Annotated in this window: 14 protein-coding genes and 1 tRNA gene; 9 read left to right on the top strand and 6 right to left on the bottom strand. The window is 67.9% G+C overall.

All coding sequences use genetic code 11. From position 1 onward, the window contains the following. Position 1 precedes the first annotated feature (1 nt). The 7 genes from ACQPZX_RS08390 (at position 2) to ACQPZX_RS08360 (ending at position 8,050) form a co-directional block, all read left to right on the top strand. Entirely contained in the window at positions 2–2,686 is a 2,685-nt protein-coding gene (locus ACQPZX_RS08390) for an ATP-binding protein (protein ID WP_433376731.1), read from the top strand. Positions 2,687–2,791: 105 nt separating this feature from the next. Next, complete coding sequence (locus tag ACQPZX_RS08385) at positions 2,792–3,652, top strand: DUF427 domain-containing protein (protein ID WP_433376728.1); 861 nt, start codon at positions 2,792–2,794, stop codon at positions 3,650–3,652. Further along, positions 3,649–4,323 (top strand): SDR family oxidoreductase, encoded by a 675-nt coding sequence (locus ACQPZX_RS08380; RefSeq protein WP_433376725.1) that lies wholly within the window; start codon positions 3,649–3,651, stop codon positions 4,321–4,323. The genes ACQPZX_RS08385 and ACQPZX_RS08380 overlap by 4 nt, the downstream gene beginning before the upstream one ends. Further along, a complete protein-coding gene (locus ACQPZX_RS08375) occupies positions 4,323–4,733 on the top strand; it encodes a VOC family protein (RefSeq protein ID WP_433376722.1) in 411 nt (136 codons plus the stop codon). The genes ACQPZX_RS08380 and ACQPZX_RS08375 overlap by 1 nt, the downstream gene beginning before the upstream one ends. Next, on the top strand, positions 4,730–6,394 hold the full coding sequence (locus ACQPZX_RS08370; RefSeq protein WP_433376719.1) for an MOSC domain-containing protein: 1,665 nt from the start codon (positions 4,730–4,732) through the stop codon (positions 6,392–6,394). Before ACQPZX_RS08375 ends, ACQPZX_RS08370 begins: the two co-directional genes overlap by 4 nt. A gap of 272 nt (positions 6,395–6,666) precedes the next feature. Continuing rightward, entirely contained in the window at positions 6,667–7,929 is a 1,263-nt protein-coding gene (locus ACQPZX_RS08365) for an NAD(P)/FAD-dependent oxidoreductase (RefSeq protein ID WP_433376716.1), read from the top strand. Between the two features lie 47 nt (positions 7,930–7,976). Beyond that, a tRNA-Ile gene (locus tag ACQPZX_RS08360) sits at positions 7,977–8,050 on the top strand. Here ACQPZX_RS08360 and ACQPZX_RS08355 read toward each other — a convergent pair. From ACQPZX_RS08355 to ACQPZX_RS08340, 4 genes are all read right to left on the bottom strand, one after another. Then, on the bottom strand, positions 8,010–9,575 hold the full coding sequence (locus tag ACQPZX_RS08355) for a recombinase family protein (protein WP_433385099.1): 1,566 nt from the start codon (positions 9,573–9,575) through the stop codon (positions 8,010–8,012). The genes ACQPZX_RS08360 and ACQPZX_RS08355 overlap by 41 nt on opposite strands. A 16-nt stretch (positions 9,576–9,591) precedes the next feature. Then, complete coding sequence (locus tag ACQPZX_RS08350) at positions 9,592–9,816, bottom strand: hypothetical protein (protein WP_433376714.1); 225 nt, start codon at positions 9,814–9,816, stop codon at positions 9,592–9,594. A 99-nt stretch (positions 9,817–9,915) separates the two neighbouring features. Beyond that, on the bottom strand, positions 9,916–10,788 hold the full coding sequence (locus ACQPZX_RS08345) for a replication-relaxation family protein (protein WP_433376711.1): 873 nt from the start codon (positions 10,786–10,788) through the stop codon (positions 9,916–9,918). A 591-nt stretch (positions 10,789–11,379) separates the two neighbouring features. Further along, positions 11,380–11,577 (bottom strand): helix-turn-helix transcriptional regulator, encoded by a 198-nt coding sequence (locus tag ACQPZX_RS08340; protein ID WP_433376708.1) that lies wholly within the window; start codon positions 11,575–11,577, stop codon positions 11,380–11,382. A gap of 149 nt (positions 11,578–11,726) precedes the next feature. On the opposite strand from ACQPZX_RS08340, the gene ACQPZX_RS08335 reads away from it, so the two are divergent. Then, positions 11,727–12,011 (top strand): hypothetical protein, encoded by a 285-nt coding sequence (locus tag ACQPZX_RS08335; protein WP_433376705.1) that lies wholly within the window; start codon positions 11,727–11,729, stop codon positions 12,009–12,011. 303 nt (positions 12,012–12,314) lie between these two features. Continuing rightward, a complete protein-coding gene (locus ACQPZX_RS08330) occupies positions 12,315–14,747 on the top strand; it encodes an AAA family ATPase (RefSeq protein WP_433376702.1) in 2,433 nt (810 codons plus the stop codon). 596 nt (positions 14,748–15,343) lie between these two features. Here ACQPZX_RS08330 and ACQPZX_RS08325 read toward each other — a convergent pair. Both ACQPZX_RS08325 and ACQPZX_RS08320 read right to left on the bottom strand, forming a co-directional pair. Continuing rightward, positions 15,344–15,526, bottom strand: coding sequence for a helix-turn-helix domain-containing protein (locus ACQPZX_RS08325; RefSeq protein ID WP_433385096.1), 183 nt, complete (start codon positions 15,524–15,526; stop codon positions 15,344–15,346). 1,256 nt (positions 15,527–16,782) lie between these two features. After that, on the bottom strand, positions 16,783–17,589 hold the full coding sequence (locus ACQPZX_RS08320; protein ID WP_433376699.1) for a CBS domain-containing protein: 807 nt from the start codon (positions 17,587–17,589) through the stop codon (positions 16,783–16,785). Positions 17,590–17,738 lie beyond the last annotated feature (149 nt).

The raw sequence follows: 17,738 nt of genomic DNA, 5'->3' as shown, positions 1-17,738 counted from the left end.
CATGCTTCTGGACCGGGTCGCCGAGCGCGCCGAGCTCGACCGCCTCCTGGCCGGCCTCGCGACCGGCGAGAGCCGGGCGCTGGTGCTGCGCGGCGAGGCCGGCATCGGCAAGACCGTCCTGCTGGAGCACCTGCGCGGCCGGGCCACCGGCTGCCATGTCGTGCGCGCCGTCGGGATCGAGGCCGAGCGGGAGCTCGCCTTCGCGGCGCTGCACCAGATCTGCGCGCCGATGCTCGACCGGCTCGCCCACCTTCCCGCGCCGCAGGCCGAGGCGCTGCGCACGGCGTTCGGGATCAGCGCGGGCAGCCCGCCCGACCCGTTCATGGTCGGTCTGGGCCTGCTGGGCCTGCTCGCCGAGCTGGCGCGGGAGCAGCCGGTCCTCTGCCTGATCGACGACGCTCAGTGGCTCGACCGGGCGTCGGCGCGGGTGCTCGGCTTCGCGGCGCGCCGCCTGCGGGCCGAGTCGGTCGGGATCGTGTTCGCGGAGCGTACGGAGTCTCCCGATCTCACCGGGCTGCCCTGCCTGCAGGTAGAAGGCCTCCCCGACGAAGCCGCCCGCGCCCTGCTCGCCGCCGCGCACGCCGGCCCCGCCGACGCCCGGGTGCTCGACCGGATCGTCGCGGAGAGCGGCGGCAACCCCCTGGCCCTGGTGGAGCTGCCGCGTGGCTTCACCCCGGCCGAGCTGGCCGGCGGGTTCGGCCTGCTCACGCCGGCGGAGTTGCCGCACCGCATCGAGGAGAGCTTCCGCCGGCAGATCGCCGGCCTCTCCCCCGCCGCCCGCCAGGTGCTGCTGGTCGCCGCGGCCGAGCCGGTGGGCGACCCGGTGCTGGTCTGGCGGGCCGTCGAGCTGCTCGGCGTCGAGGAAAATCCGCAGGCCGTCGCCGGGTTCGTGGAGTTCGCCGCCTCCGTCCGGTTCCGGCATCCGCTGCTTCGCTCGGCCGTCTACCGCGCCGCCGACCCGGCCGGGCGGCGCCGCGCGCACGACGCGCTGGCCCGGGCCACCGATCCGGTCGCCGACCCCGACCGGCGGGTGTGGCATCGCGCCCAGGCCGCCGGCGACCCCGACGAGGAGGTCGCCGCCGAGCTGGAGCGCTCGGCCGAGCGCGCCCGCGACCGTGGCGGCCCGGCCGCGGCGGCCGCGTTCCTCGAACGCGCCGCCGAGCTCACCCCCGACCCGGCGGCGCGCGGCCGGCGCCTGCTCGCCGCCGCGACCGCGAAGCACCAGGGCGGCCTGCCCGAGGCGGCGCTGCGGCTGCTCGCGATGGCCGACGCCCGCCCGCTCGGCGAACTGGAACGCGCGCGGGCCGACGTGCTGCGGGCGGACATCACCTTCGCGGTCGACCGCGGCCGGGACACCCCGGCGCTGCTGTTGCGGGCCGCGGGCCGGCTCGAGCCGCTGGACGCGCCGCTGGCCCGCACCACCTACCTGGATGCGCTGCGGGCCGCCTGGTACGCCGCCGACCCGACCGGGGTGACGCTGGCCGACGTGGCCAAGGCCGCCCGGGCCGCGCCGGCGCCGGCCGGGCCTCCCCGAGCGGCGGACCTGCTGCTGGACGGGCTGGCCGAGCGCTACACGGCGGGCTTCGCGGCCGGCGCCCCGATGATCAAACGGGCGCTGCGGGCGTTCCGCGGCGACGAGGACCCGCGGTGGCTGTGGTTCGCATGCTCGGCGGCCGTGGACCTGGTGGACGACGAGGCGGCCGACGCGGTCACCGGCCGCTACCTGGCGCTGGCCCGGGAAACAGGTGCGCTGGCAGCACTGCCGATGGCGCTGACCACGCGCATCGTCGTGGAGATCCTCACCGGCGAGCTGGGCGCGGCCGGCGCGCACGTCGAGGAGCTGCGCGACGTGGGCGAGAGCACCGGTCTTCGTGGTCCGGCGTACACGGCGCAGCTGCTCAGCGCCTGGCGGGGCGACGAGGAACGCACCGAGGAGCTGGTGCTGGTCACGACGGCGGACGCGGGCCGGCGCGGCGAGGGGCTCGGCGCGATCAACGCGGGCTGGGTGCGGGCGGTGCTGTGCAACGGGCTCGGCCGGTTCGAGGAGGCGGCGGACGCGGCGCAGGTGGCGCTCGAGCCGAGCCAGGAGCGGGGCGTGCTGACCTGGGCGCCGCTGCTGGAGCTGGTCACGGCCGCGGGTCACGCCGGGCGGCCGGAGCTCGCCGACGCCGCGGTGCGGCGCCTGACCCCGCTGACGCGGGCGAGCGGCACGGAGGGCGCGCTGGGACTGGAGGCTTACGCGAGGGCGCTGGCCGGGCAGGAGCCGGAGATCGCGTACGCCGAGGCGGTCGCTCGCCTCGGGCGTACGCGAATCCGGGGTTTTCTCGCCCGCGCCCACCTCCACCACGGTGAGTGGCTGCGGCGGCGCGGCAGTCGCGACGAAGCCCGTGCACCGCTGCGCACCGCGCACGACATGTTCACGGCGATGGGCATGGAGGCGTTCGCCGGGACGGCGGCCCGGGAGCTGACCGCCGCGGGTGCGCCGCCCGCTCGGCGGGGTGGCGAACCGGCGGTGGCCGGGAAGCTCACCGCGCAGGAGACGCAGATCGTGCGCCTCGTCCGCGACGGCCTGGCGAACGCGGAGATCGCGACCCGGCTGTTCATCAGCCCGCGCACGGTCGAGTGGCACCTCAGCAACATCTTCGCGAAGCTCGGCGTCTCCTCCCGCCGCCAGCTGCGCCACTGACCCCCGGGGTCGATCCCCGAGGCGATCCCCGTGGTGAACCCCGGCTCGATCGCCGCCCGCGCAAGCAAGTCTGGACGCCGAGCTCGTCGGTCGAAAGGAGTGATCATGGGACTGGCATGGCAGCAAGGGCCGCTCTCGGCCAAGCCGGTGGGACGGTTCCTGACGCCGGCGCCGCTGCCCGAGCGGCTGATCTTCGCCGAGCGGCTGCGGCGGCGCATGCGGGTGCGCCTCGGCGGGGAGTGGATCGCGGACAGCGAGGACGTGCTCCTGCTGCACGAGCAGGGGCACTACCCGGTCGCGTATTTCCCGCGCGAGGACGTCGAGGTCGGGGTGCTGGCCGCCACGTCGCGGACCACCAAGCACGCGCAGCTCGGGGTCACGGCGTGGTTCACCGTGCGGGGCGCCGAGCGGGCCGCCTGGGAGTTCGCCGAACCGCCCGAGCACGCCTCGGAGCTGCGCGGGCGGGTCGCCTTCGCGTGGCGGGCCATGGACGCGTTCTTCGAGGAGGACGAGCGGATCGTCGGGCACGCCGCGGACCCGTACCACCGGATCGACATCCGCCGCACGTCGCGGCACCTGCGGGTGACCGACGGCGATCGCGTCATCGCCGACTCGCGCCGCCCGCTGGTGCTGTACGAGTCGGGCTTCGCCCCGCGCTGGTACGTGCCCCGCGAGGACGTCGACCTGACCGCCCTCGAGCCCGTCGAGGGACAGCAGACGTTCTGCCCCTACAAAGGCCTGGCCGGCTACTTCGCCATCGATGACCGGGCCGGAGCCGCCTGGTCCTACCCGGACGCGTGGCCCGAGGTCGGCCAGATCGCCGGACACATCTCGTTCGAACCCGACAAGGTCGACGTCTTCCTGGACGGCAAGCAGCTGCACCTCGAACCCGGCCAGTCGGTGATCCCGCATGGGCTCGACCGCGGCCTCGACGTCGACGAGATCGCCGAAAGGACCCACCAGTGACTCCCTGTTTGAAGGGCCGCAAGATCGTCGTGATCGGCCGCGGCGGCATCGCGCAAGCCGTCGCCGAGGCCGCCGGTGACGCCGGCGCGGAGGTCGTGCTCGCCGGCCGTCACCAGGAGGTGGCCGTCGACGTGACCGACGAGGCGAGCGTCGCCGCGCTGGCCGAGCGGCTCGGCACGGTCGACCACGTGGTCTCGACGGCCTCGGCCCGGGCCCGAGGCTCCCTCGCCGACCTGCGGCCCGACGCGGTCCTCGCCTCGCTGGCCACCAAGGTGCTCGGCCCGATCCTGCTGGCCAAGCACCTCGCGCCGATCATGCCGCCGGACGGGAGCTTCGTGTTCTTCTCGGGCGCCACCGCCCGCAAGCCGGCCGCCGGCATGCTCGCCGTCGCGGCCACCAACGGCGGGGTCGACGCGGTGACCCGGGCCCTCGCGGTCGAGCTGGCGCCGATCCGGGTCAACGCGATCGCGCCGGGCACGATCGACAGCGGCGCCTACGACGCGCTCGGCGAGGAGCGCAAGGCGGAGCTGTTCGAACGCCGCACGACGCTGAACCCGGCCCGGCGCGTCGGCCGGCCCGCCGACGTCGCGGCCGCCGCGGTCTTCGCCCTGACCAGCACGTTCACCACCGGACAGGTGCTGGGCGTGGACGGCGGCGAGGTGCTGGTCTGATGGACCTCCGCCTCGAAGTCGAGACCATCGCGGTGCGCGACGTGGATCGCGCGCTCGCCTTCTACCGGGACCGGCTGGGCTTCCGGCTCGACGTGGACTACCAGCCGCACGACGGGTTCCGGATCGTCCAGCTCACCCCGCCCGGCTCGTCCTGCTCGCTCCAGTTCGGGGTGGGGTTCGGCGAGACGCGCTACCTCGTGGTCGAGGACATCGCGCTGGCCCGGCAGCAGTTGATCGACAACGGCGTTCTCGTCGGAACGATCCGCCACAAGGCGTCGGCCGACTGGCAGGGCGACCTGGTGGACGGCGTCGACCCGGACCGGCGCGACTACGCGAGCTTCGCCGACTTCCAGGATCCGGATGGCCATCGGTGGACGCTTCAGGAACGAGGGTTCAAGGTAGGCGAATGAGCGGAGCGGCAGCGCTGGTCTCGGTGAACGTGGGCATGCCCCGCGACGTTCCGTGGCAGGGGCGGACGGTTTACACCGGCATCTACAAGACGCCCATCGACGGGCCGGTGATGGCCCGGCGGCTCAATCTCGACGGGGACGGTCAGGGCGACCTCGGCGGGCACGGCGGCGAACAGCGCGCGGTGCTCGTCTACCAGGTCGAGTCGATCGACTATTGGCGCCGGGAATTGGGCCGCGACGATATCGGCCACGGGCATTTCGGCGAGAACCTCACGGTTTCCGGGATGCCGGACGACGAGGTCTGCATCGGCGACCGGTATCGGATCGGGGAGGCCGAATTCGAGGTCACGCAGCCGCGGGTGACCTGCTATCGGGTGGGCATGCGGCTCGGGCAGCCGAGCATGCCGTCCCTGCTCGTGGCCCACCACCGGCCCGGTTTCTACATGCGGGTCATCACCGAGGGCGAGGTCCGGGCCGGCGACGAGATATCGCGGACCCGGCGCGGACCGCATTCGCTCAGCGTGGCCGAGATCGACGCGCTGCTCTATCTGCCGGATCGCTCTTTCGCGCGGCTCCACGACGCGGTCGACATTCCGGCGCTGAGCCCGGGGTGGCAGCAGTCGTTCCACGAATTGCTCGACGGTGGCGGAGCGCCGGCGGTCGGTGTCGAGCCGGGATGGGCGGGCTTTCGCCCGCTGCGGGTGGTCGCGCTGACGCCGGAGAGTTCCGCCATTCTTTCCGTACGCCTTTCCGCGGTCGACGGGAGCCGATTGCCGGTTCCGGCTCCCGGGCAGTACGTGACGGTCCGGGTCGACGGGGCGGTGCGCAGTTATTCGCTGTCGTCGGGGTCGGACGACGGGACGTACCGGATCAGCGTGAAACGGGACGGGAAGGTCAGCACCTATCTGCACACGGCGTTGCGGGTCGGTTCGGTGATCGAGACGGCGGCGCCGCGCGGAGATTTCGTGCTGTCCGCCGATTCCTCGCCGGTGCTGCTGATCTCGGCCGGGGTGGGGGTCACGCCGGTGCTGGCGATGCTGCATCAGCTGGCCGCCTCGGGAAGTAGCCGGGAGGTCTGGTGGCTGCACACCGATCACGCCGCGCCGATGGCCTTCGACGACGAGGTGCGGGGGCTGGTCTCCGCCCTCGCGGACGTCCGGGTGCACTTCTTCGTGGGGCGCCGGCAGACGCTCGACGGGTTGGGGGCGCTTCAGCTGCCGGTGTCGGCCAGCGCTTACATCTGCGGGCCGCAGGGGTTCATGGATGACGTGCGGGCGGAGCTGGTGGGTCTCGGGCTGGATCCGGGTCGGCTGCACACCGAGATGTTCGGGGCGCGGTCGGCGATCAATCCCGGGCTGGTGTCGCCGGAGGCGGTGCGGGCGCCGCACCAGCCGGTCGGGGCGGCCGGGGGCGGGCCGCGGGTGACGTTCGCCCGGAGTGGGCTGACGGTGCGGTCGGGGGACGGCTCGCTGCTCGAGCTGGCCGAGGCGTGCGACGTGCCGACCCGCTGGTCGTGCCGGACCGGGGTGTGCCACACCTGCGTGACGTCGGTGCTGAGCGGGGACGTGGCCTACTCGCCGGAGCCGCTCGAGCGGCCGGCCGCCGGGGAGGTGCTGCTGTGCTGCGCACGCCCGACCGACGATCTGGTGCTCGATATTTGATATTTGGTATTTGATGCGGCGGCGCGCCCTGCCCGACTAGGGGGCCCGACGTCGTTGTTGTGGGGGACGGCTTTCGCGTTTCGTTGTTGCGGGGGACGGCCCAGGGGCGGTGCCCGCGCCTTTTGCGCGGCGGGGACGGGGCCGGTTGCGGTTGGGGACGGTGTCGTCGCGTACTCGATGGGCCTGATTTGAAGCGTGACCGATTCGCCTGCCTCGACCCTCGCTCGCCGTTAGGCTGGGCCTTGCCTGTTTCGTCCCCTTGTGAGGTGCCCGTGTCGCAGCCCGTGGAGGTGGATGTCGTCATCGTCGGCGGCGGACTCGCCGGCCTCGCCGCCGCCCGCCGGTTGGACCGCGCCGGGGTCGAGTGGCTGCTCGTCGAGGCGTCCGACCGGATCGGCGGGCGCGTGACGACGGACGTCATCGACGGATGGCGGCTGGACCGGGGCTTTCAGGTGCTCAACACGGCCTACCCGCGGATCCCGGCGCTGATCGACGTCGACGCGCTGGACATGCGCTACTTCACGTCCGGTGTCCTCGTCCGGCGGGCCGGCGACCTGCACCGCCTGGAGAATCCCCTGCGTGGACCCCTCGCGACGCCCCAGACGCTGACCTCCGGGGTGGGCACGCTGAGTGACCGCCTGAAGTTCGCGGCGCTCGCCACCCGCTGCGCCTCGATGCCGGCCGCGCGCCTGCTCGAGGCCCGCGAGACCACGACGCAGGAGATGCTGCGCCGGGCCGGCATCTCGCACCGCATGATCGAAGAGGTGCTGCGCCCGTTCCTGTCCGGCGTCTTCGCCGACCGGTCGCTCGACACGTCGAGCCACGTCTTCGCGATGATGCTGCGCTCGTTCACCCGCGGCCGGATCGGCGTGCCCGCGCTCGGCATGGGCGCCCTGCCCGCCGCCGTGGCCGGGCCGCTCCCCTACCCACAGTTGCTGATCGGCGCTCGCACCCTGTCGCTGGGCCCCGGCCTGGTCGTCACCGAGGGTGGCGAGATCCACTGCCGCGCCGTGATCGTCGCGACCGACCCCGTCACCGCCTCGACCCTGCTCCCGCAGTTCCCCTCGCCGGACATGCACGGCCTCACCACCTTCTACTTCGGGGCGGACCGCGCGCCGCTCGACGAGCCCACCCTGGTCCTCGACGGCGACCGCCGCGAGATCATCGCCAACACGATGGTCGTCAGCAACGCCGCGCCCGAGTACGCACCCAGCGGCAAGTCGCTGATCGCCGCATCGGTGGTCGGCGTGTCCGCGCCGTCGAGCGCCTCCGAGTCCGTGATCCGGGTGGAGCTGGCCCGGATGTACGGAGTGCCCACCGATTCGTGGGAGCTGCTCGAGGTCATCAGCATCCCCGCGGCGCTACCGTCCGCCCGGGTCCCGCAGGCCAAGCTGCGCAAGCCGGTAGACCTCGGCGACGGCATCTTCGTCGCCGGCGACCACCGCGACAGCCCGTCGATCCAGGGGGCACTAGCCGGCGGCTGGCGGTCCGCGGGGGCGGTGCTGTCATGGTTGGGCGCGCGGGTGGCGGCGTAGATCGGTGGCTTGCGGGCTGATTGGCGGGTTAGGATCGCCGCCGGTAAGGGGCGGTAGCTCAGTGGGTTAGAGCAGTCGACTCATAATCGATCGGTCACGGGTTCGAGTCCCGTCCGCCCCACAACCTGACCCCGTGCGCGAAACGCGTCCACCGGGATGCGGTAGACGGGGATCAGTCGGTCGCCGTCGAACTGGATTTCGGCGATGTGGGTTTCCATGACGGCCTTGCGCTGGCCGAGGGTGCCGCTGCTGAGGATGTCGGTGAGGTGGCGGTGGATCCGCTCGATCTCGACCGGGTCGGGCGCCTCCGGCAGTACGGCGGCCTCGGTCAGCTCGGCTCGGCGTTGGTTGAGCTGGTGGAGTTGGGTGGTGAGGTCGGTGACGCGGCGGCCGCAGGTGGTTTCGTCGAGGGTGCCGTTCTCGAAGGCGGTCAGGTAGCGGTCGATCGCGGCTTGGGTGGCGGCGGCGCGGCCGGTGAGGCTGTCGAGTTCGGCCGTGTGCTGGGCGGCGTCTTGGGCGCGGAGGCGGTTTTCGTTGGCCACGGCCGCGGTGATCAGGTCGGTGCGGGCGTAGAAGTCGACGAGTGCTTCTGCGGCGGCGGGGTCGAGCAGGTCGGCGTCGATGCGCGGGGCTTGGCATCCCGCGCGGCCGTAGCGGATGCGTGAGAAGCAGGTGTAATAGCGGTAGCGGCGTAGCTTGCCGGTCGCGGACGCGCCGATGTACTTGTTGCCGCATTCCGGGCAGGTGATCAGGCCGGTGAGGCAGTAGCCGGAGTTCGACGACGCCCGCGATGAGCCGGGCTTCCCGCGTGCAGTGAGGATCTGCTGGCATTCCTCGAAAGTGCCCGGGTCGATGAGCGGCTCGTGCGCGCCGGTGGTGACGACGTCGCGGAAGAAGGTCTCGCCCAGGTAGAGCCGGTTGCTGAGCATGGCGTTGATGGTGTGCCCGGAGAACGGCTTGCCGTGCTTGGTGCGTACGCCTTGGGCGTTGAGCTGATCGGCGATCGCTCGGGTGCCCATCCGGGTGCGGGCGTAGGTGGTGAAGATGCTCCGCACGACGTGCTGTTCTTCAGGGTGCGGCAGCAGGCGATGGGTCACGGAATCGATGAGGTAGCCGTAGGGGCGGGGTCCGTGGGTCCACTCGCCATTCCCGGCCTTCCGCTCCATTCCGGCGATGACGCGGTCGATGATGACTTCGCGTTCGAACTCGGCGAACGCGCCGAGCATCTGGACGAACAGCCGCCCGGCGGCGCTGGCAGTGTCGAACGGTTCGGTGGCGGAGCGGAAGTGCACGCCGACGTCTTCGAGATCGTCCATGAGGGTGGCCAGGTCGCGGATGCGGCGGCTGAACCGGTCGAGGCGGTAGACCAGCAGCAGGTCGTACTCGCCGTTGCGGGCAGCGTCGAGTGCAGCGGTGAGGCCGGGCCGGTTGATGGTTGCACCGGAGGCGTCGTCGGTGAATCGGGCGACGATCTGCCAGCCCGGCTGCGAGGTGACGTAGGCGGTGAGGCGGTCGGTCTGGGCTTCGATGGTGTAGGGCTGGTGCTCGTCGTCGGTGGAGCGCCGGGTGTAGAGGGCGACCCGCAGCCGCGTGTCCGGAGTGATGGGCTCGCGGCGGCGGGTCCTCGTAGTGCGTCTGCTGGGCATCAGATCTGATCTCCGGTTACGGCTCGGGCGGGTGGTCGGTCAGCCACTGCGCGATCAGGACCGTCCAGAGCCGGACGGCCTGCTGGTACTGCTGCTCGGTCATCGGGATCGTCTTCGGCGGGCCGAGCGTGTGCCGGGGTCCGGTTCTGGTCGTGCCGGTGGTGGTCGAGCGGGTCCGGCGGCCGTGCCGGTCTCGTCTGGTCCGGCTCTTCTTCGGGTCGTGTTCGGGGCTTGCTGGCATTGGGCTCCTCGTGTCGTGGTGTGCGGCATCGGGATCCCCCTTTCGTTGATCTTGTGGCGATGGGATGTGGGTCGATCCCCGCTCCATCCGCCGGTTCTGTCAAGCCGCGTCCGGGTCGTCGAACGCGGCCAGGTTCACGGGGTCGGGCATGGGCAGGTCGGACAGGCGTTGCGGCGGGCCAGGATGGCCGTGGACGTGCCAGATCGCGTCGGCCGGGCTGCTGTCGGCGGCGCGGTCGCGGGCGGCGGTCGCGACGGGCACGGCCGCCCGGATGCCGGTCAGGCGCTCATGGAAATGGGCTTCCCGAATGGTCGAGTGCACCCAGAACAGCACCGGCCAGGCCGGCCCGCCGCGGCGGCGGAGTTCCCGGTAGCCGTGCAGCTTGTCGACCAGGACGGGCAGGGCTTCGGTGCCGGTGTCGTGTTCGAGGTAGAACGCCACCGTCCGGTCGCGCTCGGACCAGACGCCGAGCCCGTCGGCGTGGATCGACGCGACGGTCATCGTGCCGGGCGGGCTGAACGACGTCAGCCGGGTGTCGGGCCACCAGTGATGTAGTCGCGCGCCGGGGTAGGTGCGTTCGTGGCCGGCGAGGTCGGTGAAGAACTGATTGATGCCGAGCCGGTGGTCGAGGTTGCGGCTGGTCGCGATCCGATGCATCCGAGCGGTGCTGTCGCCCCGCCTCGGCGGCGTCTGTCCTCGGGACGCGGTGACGATCAGTGCGCCGAGGTGCGCGAGGGCGTAGTGGTAGGGGTAGCTGCCGCCCGTGAGACGGAACGGCCGGAACCGCTCGACCAGGCGCAGCTCGGTGAGCGTGGTGAGGCGGCGCTGGGCGTAGTTGAGGCTCGGGAACAGGGCGTGGGCGATCTGGAAGCTGGTCAGCACGCGGTGGTCGTGTAGCCAGCCGAGCAGCCGCCAGTCTCGTTCAGTGAGTTGGTGCTGGACTGCGAGGACTTGATCTCGGGGTGTGGTCATAGGCATCGCCTCCTTGTATTCGTTCGTGCCCCTGCGGGAGGAGACCACTTGGGTCTTCGGCGTCCTGGTCATCCGCCCGGCGAGCGGGTGACCAGGCCTGTCGGCCCGATGCCTGGCGCTCAAGGGGGTCACTCTGAAGCAGGACGGGCTCGGTGCCCCGCTCGGGCACGGCGGATCGGACGCTAAGCCGATCCAGGCGGGCATAACGAAGAGCCGTCGCGCGATCGAACGGCGCATCGGCTCACAACAAGCAGGACAGGAACGATGAGCTCGCGGGCGGCGACGCCGTTGACGGCGTCATGTCCTCCAACACAGGGGTTCCTCACAGCCGTGAGAGTCGAACGCAGCGCGCGGTCGCGCGGGTGTTGGAGGACCTCCCTCCCGGCCTGCCGAATGGCGGCCAGGTCAACGCCGACTGCCCGCTTCGGGACAATGCTCGGCTGGTTTAGAACGAGATATCTACGGTAGGCCGCGCAAGCAGTCCGGGTCAACGACGTTCCGTACCGGCAACGAGTCGCTGAACTGGGCTGTTAGGACTTGTCAGCTCTTGTCAGACCGCGGTGGCTAGCTTGTCAGGGTCGAGCGCTCGTTCTACTGCTGCTCGTCCTCTTGGATCCGGTTCGGCCGCTGGGCCGCCCACTTGCGCACGTCGGATGTGCGCCAGACCCTGCCCACAGACAGGTGCGCAATCGGCTCCGGGAAGTCGGCGCGGTCGACCAGCACGGCCACACGCTGGCGAGTCACGCCGAGGTAGTCGGCGATCTCGGCGGCGGCCATGACTTCGTCCATTGCCACCGATCCTCCGATCATGGGCGTTGTCGGCCTGACAATCGGGGGGTTGTCTACTAGACAACCAATATGGCATTGTTCCGGATACGCGTGCGATCCGACGCTGCACCATCGGTGGGTGCTAGCCCGGCCGCCGCCGATCTTGCACCATGCGAGCCGAACTGAAGTTTCGGGAGGCCAACATGTCGAGTGACCAGAACTTCGACCCGATGCAGCGCATCACTCAGCAGGTCGCGGACTGCTTCTCCGCGAGCGGTTACGCCTTCGTCGAAGACGACAAGCTAGAAGCGTTAGCCGCCGTCCTGACCTCGTTCCTAACGGACGCCGGGGTCCCAGTTAACGGCCGGTACAACGCCGAGGGTTTGCGCCCGACGCCCATATCTCCTGACCGGGCCAACCTGAGCGGTGAGGCACGGAACGCGTACAGACGTTAGCCGAGTTCACGCCCAGGCTTCGGTCGAAGCAGGGGCCGGGTCAGCGGCCTTCTCCGAGTCAAGACTGCACACCGTCGGGCTTGGCCAGGTCACGCTTGGCCAGCCAGAGGTCAAGACACCCGTACAGCGATACCCCGAAGCCCGCTGGCGAGCAGTTCCCGATCCACCCGTTACAACGCCGCCACCGTCTCGTCCTAACATCAACCTGAGAGGCGCCAGTGGCTGACTTATCCCTCATCCGCCGGTCCTCAACCGTCACAGATGCTGGAGTCGATGTGTCGAACGAGCCGAAGGCCGGTCAAGGTGCCCAACGAGTATGACGCTGGCAAGGCTGCACTGGATGACCTCATCCAGTGGGCCGACGTGCATGCGGCAGACGGCCGGTTCAACGAGTCAGACACGCGCCTGAAGCTAATCAACGACCTCCTCGAAAAAGTCCTTTGTTGGCCGAGAGCTTCAATCCGCACCGAGGAACCGTCAGGCGCGGGCTTTATGGATTATGTTCTCGGAAGCCCTGGTCCGAAGTTCATCGTAGAGGCGAAGCGACAAGGAACCTACTTCGACCTTCCTGCAGGGACAACTACCGGCGTGCACTCGATCCAGAGCATTACGGACGGCGCGGCCGGCAAGGCTCTCCGTGACGCGATGGAGCAGGTAACTCGCTATGCAGCCAACGAAGGCATCGCTCCCTCCGCAGTCAGCAACGGGGTGCAACTCGTCATCTTTCTAGCCGTCCGCACGGACAACATTCAGCCGCGCAAGGGACGAGCGCTCGTTTACACCTCCCTCGAAGACATGCGCACAGATTTTCGGAGGCTGTGGGATAGCGCGTCGCCGTATGGCATCGAGGCTAAGCGCCTATATTCAACGCTCCGAGTAACGCCTATCCCACCACCCGCACCACTTTCGGTACACCTAGCAAACTATCCCGGCATGCAGCGCCGGAACGACTTACAATCAAGCCTTGACATCTTGGGAGATCTATTCCTAATTGACGTTGCAAGGCTTGAGGAACTCCGGTCGGACTTCCTCCGAGATTGTTATGCCAGCAGCGGAGCGCTTTCGCAGTATGCAATGATTAGTAGGCAAATCCTGCAATCACGCTACGAGCTTCTCAAAGAAGAGCAAGGACCTCAGGCCACGCCAGTAATGACAAAGAAGGGCGTTTCGCCGGCGCTCACTCAGGACATGCTAGCTGCTGCGGCCGCCTCGCGCCCTATCGTTTTACTGGGAGACGTGGGTGTCGGAAAGACGACCTTCATTCAGCGCCTGGTCTATGTAGAAGCACCGGAGCTATTTGAGAACGCCTTCACCATCTATATAGACTTCGGCGCATCAACGAATCTGGGCGACCTTCGACGATTCGTGATCGACGAGTCCGGCCGCCAGTTGCTAAGCAGACATGACGTTGATATCGAAGATTTTGACTTCGTTGAAGACGTCTATCGGGACGAGCTGAGGCTACAGGAAAGGCGCTTCCTCGGCAGGCTCCGTGATGTCGATCCCGTAATGTATGAACGTGAGCGCTTGATGTTTCTGCAGCGGCTGGTAGAGGCCCGTGCCGAGCACCTGAGTAAGAGTCTTGAAAGGTTGCGAACCAGTAGACGGCGTCAGATCGTTGTTTTCCTGGACAACATAGATCAACGCAGCGACGAGGATCAAGAACAGGTCTTCTTGATAGCCAACGAACTTGCTCAGAGTTGGCCAGCCACCGTCTTCGTTACCCTGCGGCCGGAAACGTTCTACGCCTCAAGCCGGCGAGGTGCGCTTTCCGGGTACCAGCCCCGAGTGTTTACGATCTCGCCGCCCAGAGCTGACGTAATGCTTCAGCGGCGAGTGGACTTTGCCCTGAAACAGCTAAAGGAGACCGGTCGACTCGGCTCATTTCCGATCGGTGTCACGGTCAACAGCGAGAACCTCATCGACTTCCTGGAAGTGCTTTCTGACAATTTTCGAAGGAACGAGCCTTTAATAGCTCTTATTGACAACATCGCTGGCGGCAACATGCGCCATGCGTTGACCTTCGTTAAGGAGTTTATCGGGAGCGGCCACGTGCATACCGGCAAGATCATCGATATCTACCGGGATCAAGGCAGATATGTTATTCCCGTGCACGAGTTTCTGCGGGCTCTGCTCTTCGGCGATTATCGATACTATGATCCCGACTCTTCTCCGATTGCTAACCTGGTCAGAATCTCGCAGCCGGATGGTCGAGAGCACTTCCTCCTGCCGGTCCTCCTCACACAGACCCAAATTCTGGGAGAGCAGTTCCAGCAGGAGGGTTATGTTGCTGCGGACGCCATACACAGTTACTGCCAGCAGATTGGCTTCAACTCCGACCAGGTCGTAGCTGCGCTCGACTACGCATTGGTTCATCGTCTTCTTGACGCCACACCTCGATTCACTTCTGATGGTCAGGCGATCTATTATCGGATCACGACCGTTGGCGCCTACACGACCAAGGTTCTGTTGGCATATTTCGCATATGTTGATGCCGTCATCACGGATACGCCGATAGTGGATGACCAGTACCGTCGACTTATAGAGGACGTATACTCTCTCACGGATCGAGTAACACGGACGGAGTACTTCCGGCTATACCTCGACAAGCAATGGTCCCGCATTCCTCGCGGTGCAACGACGTGGGACTGGCCAAGCGTCAGTAGCCAGCTCGCGTCTGACATCACCAGGGTCGGTCGCGTAGCCGACCCGGATGCTTGGAGGCATAGGGACTAGTCTTAGAACCCCCACCGCATCACTTGCGCGACCGGGCTGTTCCTACACAGGCAACGGGTCGCCGACCACGCTGAAAACCAATTTTGCATTCTGGGCCAACCAAACTCTTGCTGACCTGCGGGAACGTGAGGTTACCTGGGGTCGCGCAGCGACACAGTCCTTGTACAGCAAGGGATTCGTGGTTTCGGATGCGGAACGACAACCAAGACACCTGAGACAGCTTTGTCCGCGGGTTCAAGGAGCGTAATCGGTGTGCTCCTGCAGGTCCAGCTTCCCCGGCCGATTGGAGCGGACGGCAGTAGCTCCTCGGCAGGAATATCGCGGGCGCGGGGCCGTCGCTCTCCCGGACTCCAGACTCTTCAACCAGAGGAAGGCCTGGAGCAGGCCTGGAGCCATCGGTCATGTGTTCCCCAGAGTCGGGCTGGCAACTGTCCGTCGGGCCGGCGAACTGAGGGCCGCACGAGCCTATCCGACAATGGCGTGCCGGGTGAAGGTGACTCGCAGTGAGGCTTCGTCAGCGGTGGCCATATTCCTGGCGGCGATGAGAGTGTATGGCACTTTCTTATGCCAGAGTCCGTCTTGACATGAATTCTGGCTCAGGCCTTCTTTCGCCTTCTAGCGCCTCCTCTTTGCCGCAGTTGCACGCCTGATTCCGTGAGGATTCGATGGATATAGCCGTAGCTACGTCCGGTCGCCTCAGCGAGCGCTCGGATCGACTCGCCTGCGGTGTAGCGACTTACGACGTCTCTAGCGAGAGCCTGCCGCTCACTCCCTATCAGGCGCCGCCCCTTCGCCGTCGGCGCTAAGACGGCAACAGCCTGCGTATTTGCGCTGGATGAGTACCCCGGGACGCTAACCTCCGGCCTGGACTCTTGCGACGCTGCGGAGTTCGCCGCTGGCTCGAAGCCGACGGTATCGGTCATCGCGACTACCCTGACACCGGGGCCGGGTAAGGCGAGGCTCGGCAGTAGTCGGTCATTGAATGGTGCTGGCCACAGAACCACAGTTGTGTTCTCGGGCCAGCGTTCGGACGGCGTCACTACAGGCGTGGCAACTACGCATTCTCCTTGGCCGACAGAGGCCATTGCTGATCGGCGGTCGTCGGCGCGCATACTGCTGCTGATGACCGCGCGTGGGGTTCTGTGCGTGCCATTTAGGTGCTCGGCGATGTAACTCGCATCTGTCGTCGTCGGCGCCATGACGACGCATCGTGCTTTCGCGGCAAGCACTCCATCCAAAACTCGGTCCAGGGCCTGCAGTCGCGAGTCTGGGCCTGGGAAGGCGTCCATGCGGTCGAGAAGGTTCCACATTCGATCGGCCAGATCGTCTCGCAGGTGGGCTCCAGTGGTTGCGGTCAGGAGACGTGAGTGGAGCGCGGGCAAGCTGTCACTCGGCAGGACCAGGGGTGTGCCATTGTTCCGTGCGTATTCCGCCAAGGCTGTCACGGCGGCGACGCGGAGTTCGCGCTCGTGCGGTTCTTCCTCGTAGAAGTAACGAGTTGCGTTGATCAGCCCTTTGTCGACCATGTCCCGCAGTGTCATGCGCCAGATCACTGACGGACCTGTCCAGCCATCCTCTTGCCGATCGACGAGAGTGATGGCCCGGCGAGTACTGAGGCGCGGCTCCGTTGTCTCGGCGAAAGGCGGCCGGGGAGGGTCATCGTAGATCGCGAGCTCGAATTCCATCGACGAGAGCGCTTCGCCGCTAAGCTTGTGCCGAACCGATGCGTGCGTGGTGACGATGACGCCGTTCCTTGGCACATCGACTCCCTCTAGAATCGGCAGCGCTGCACTGGCGCTAGTCAGCAAGACGACTCGCTCGACGCCCGCCGCTTCCAGTCGGGTAGCCCATTGCGCGGCGAGCATTTGGTTCGCGGCCACGACAAGGCAGAGCGACTCTGCAGCAATCTCCGCTAGGTGAATTTGGAGTGGTAGGCGAGCGCCGGTGCCGGGCGGAGCCACCACGACAGCCTGCGTGGGGCACGCCGGATCGCGGAGCCTGTCAAGTAGCTGCCGGTGGTCGGGGCGCAGAGTGGTCACTTCGCCTCCCCTCTGATCATTACCCGGCGGCGGACCCAGGTTAGCGCCGCAACCAAATTCTTCAGCTCTTCGGGCGACGGCCCGTCTCGGAAGTGAAAGACTTTGTTTCTGATCTCGCGTACGGGATCGAGGGTGCTCCGAACGAGATCGCGATTGTTGCCGAAGCGTAGACGGAAGAAGCGGCCGAAGTTTTCGCCGTTTAGTAGCACGGAGAGCAGCTCGGCCATCGTCAGGTCCTCCAGCCGACCGCGCGCCCGGTCGGGATCCGCCGGGATCGAGGCCGCGATCAGACCGGGCAGGGTGCCGGCATCGCAGGCCGAGCGCATCAGGTCCCGCACGCCGAGCTCAATGTCTTGCAGCAGCACAAAGGGGCGCGTCCGGTGCCAGAGAAAGCGGCTCACGTCCGCCGGTGTCACGATCGCAAGTAGGCGATCCTCGTCGCCGACCAGGAGGGCGTTGCCTTGTTCGACGAAGGCGAGCACCTCGCCGAGCTCTTGCGACGAGTGGACGAACCGCAGCTCCTCCAAGTGGTCCTCCACCGTCGCATTGAGGGCATTGTTGCGGAGGAGCGGCAGCCCTGCGGCCATCGACCTATAAGTGAAGACGCCGATCACGCGTTGCGCGGCAGTGAGGACCGGGAGCTGGTCGTAATCGTACGCGCGCATTATGTCGAGCGCGCTTCCGACTTTCGTACCCACGGGAACGGTCAGGAGGTCCTGGTCGTCGGGCACAAGCTGGCCTACTCTGGCGAATCCCGGCGTCGTCGGCGTGGCCGCGGACACCTCGGATGCTGCGCCATCCACTCGGCCGTGCCTCCTCGGATCCGGCGACAAACTCGATGCGGCGCACGAGTGTCCGGGTCCGGTGCGCCGGCTACCAGGATTCCAGGGCAAGCGCCGCCCGTCGACACTCAGTACGGTAAGTCGTGCAGGCGGACCTCCGTGGACCGTGC

The organism is Actinoplanes sp. CA-142083 (assembly GCF_050942195.1).
In the GTDB taxonomy this organism is placed as follows: Bacteria; Actinomycetota; Actinomycetes; order Mycobacteriales; family Micromonosporaceae; genus Actinoplanes.
Note: the sequence above shows the minus strand (reverse complement) of the source record. Positions and strands in the feature narration are given on the sequence as shown.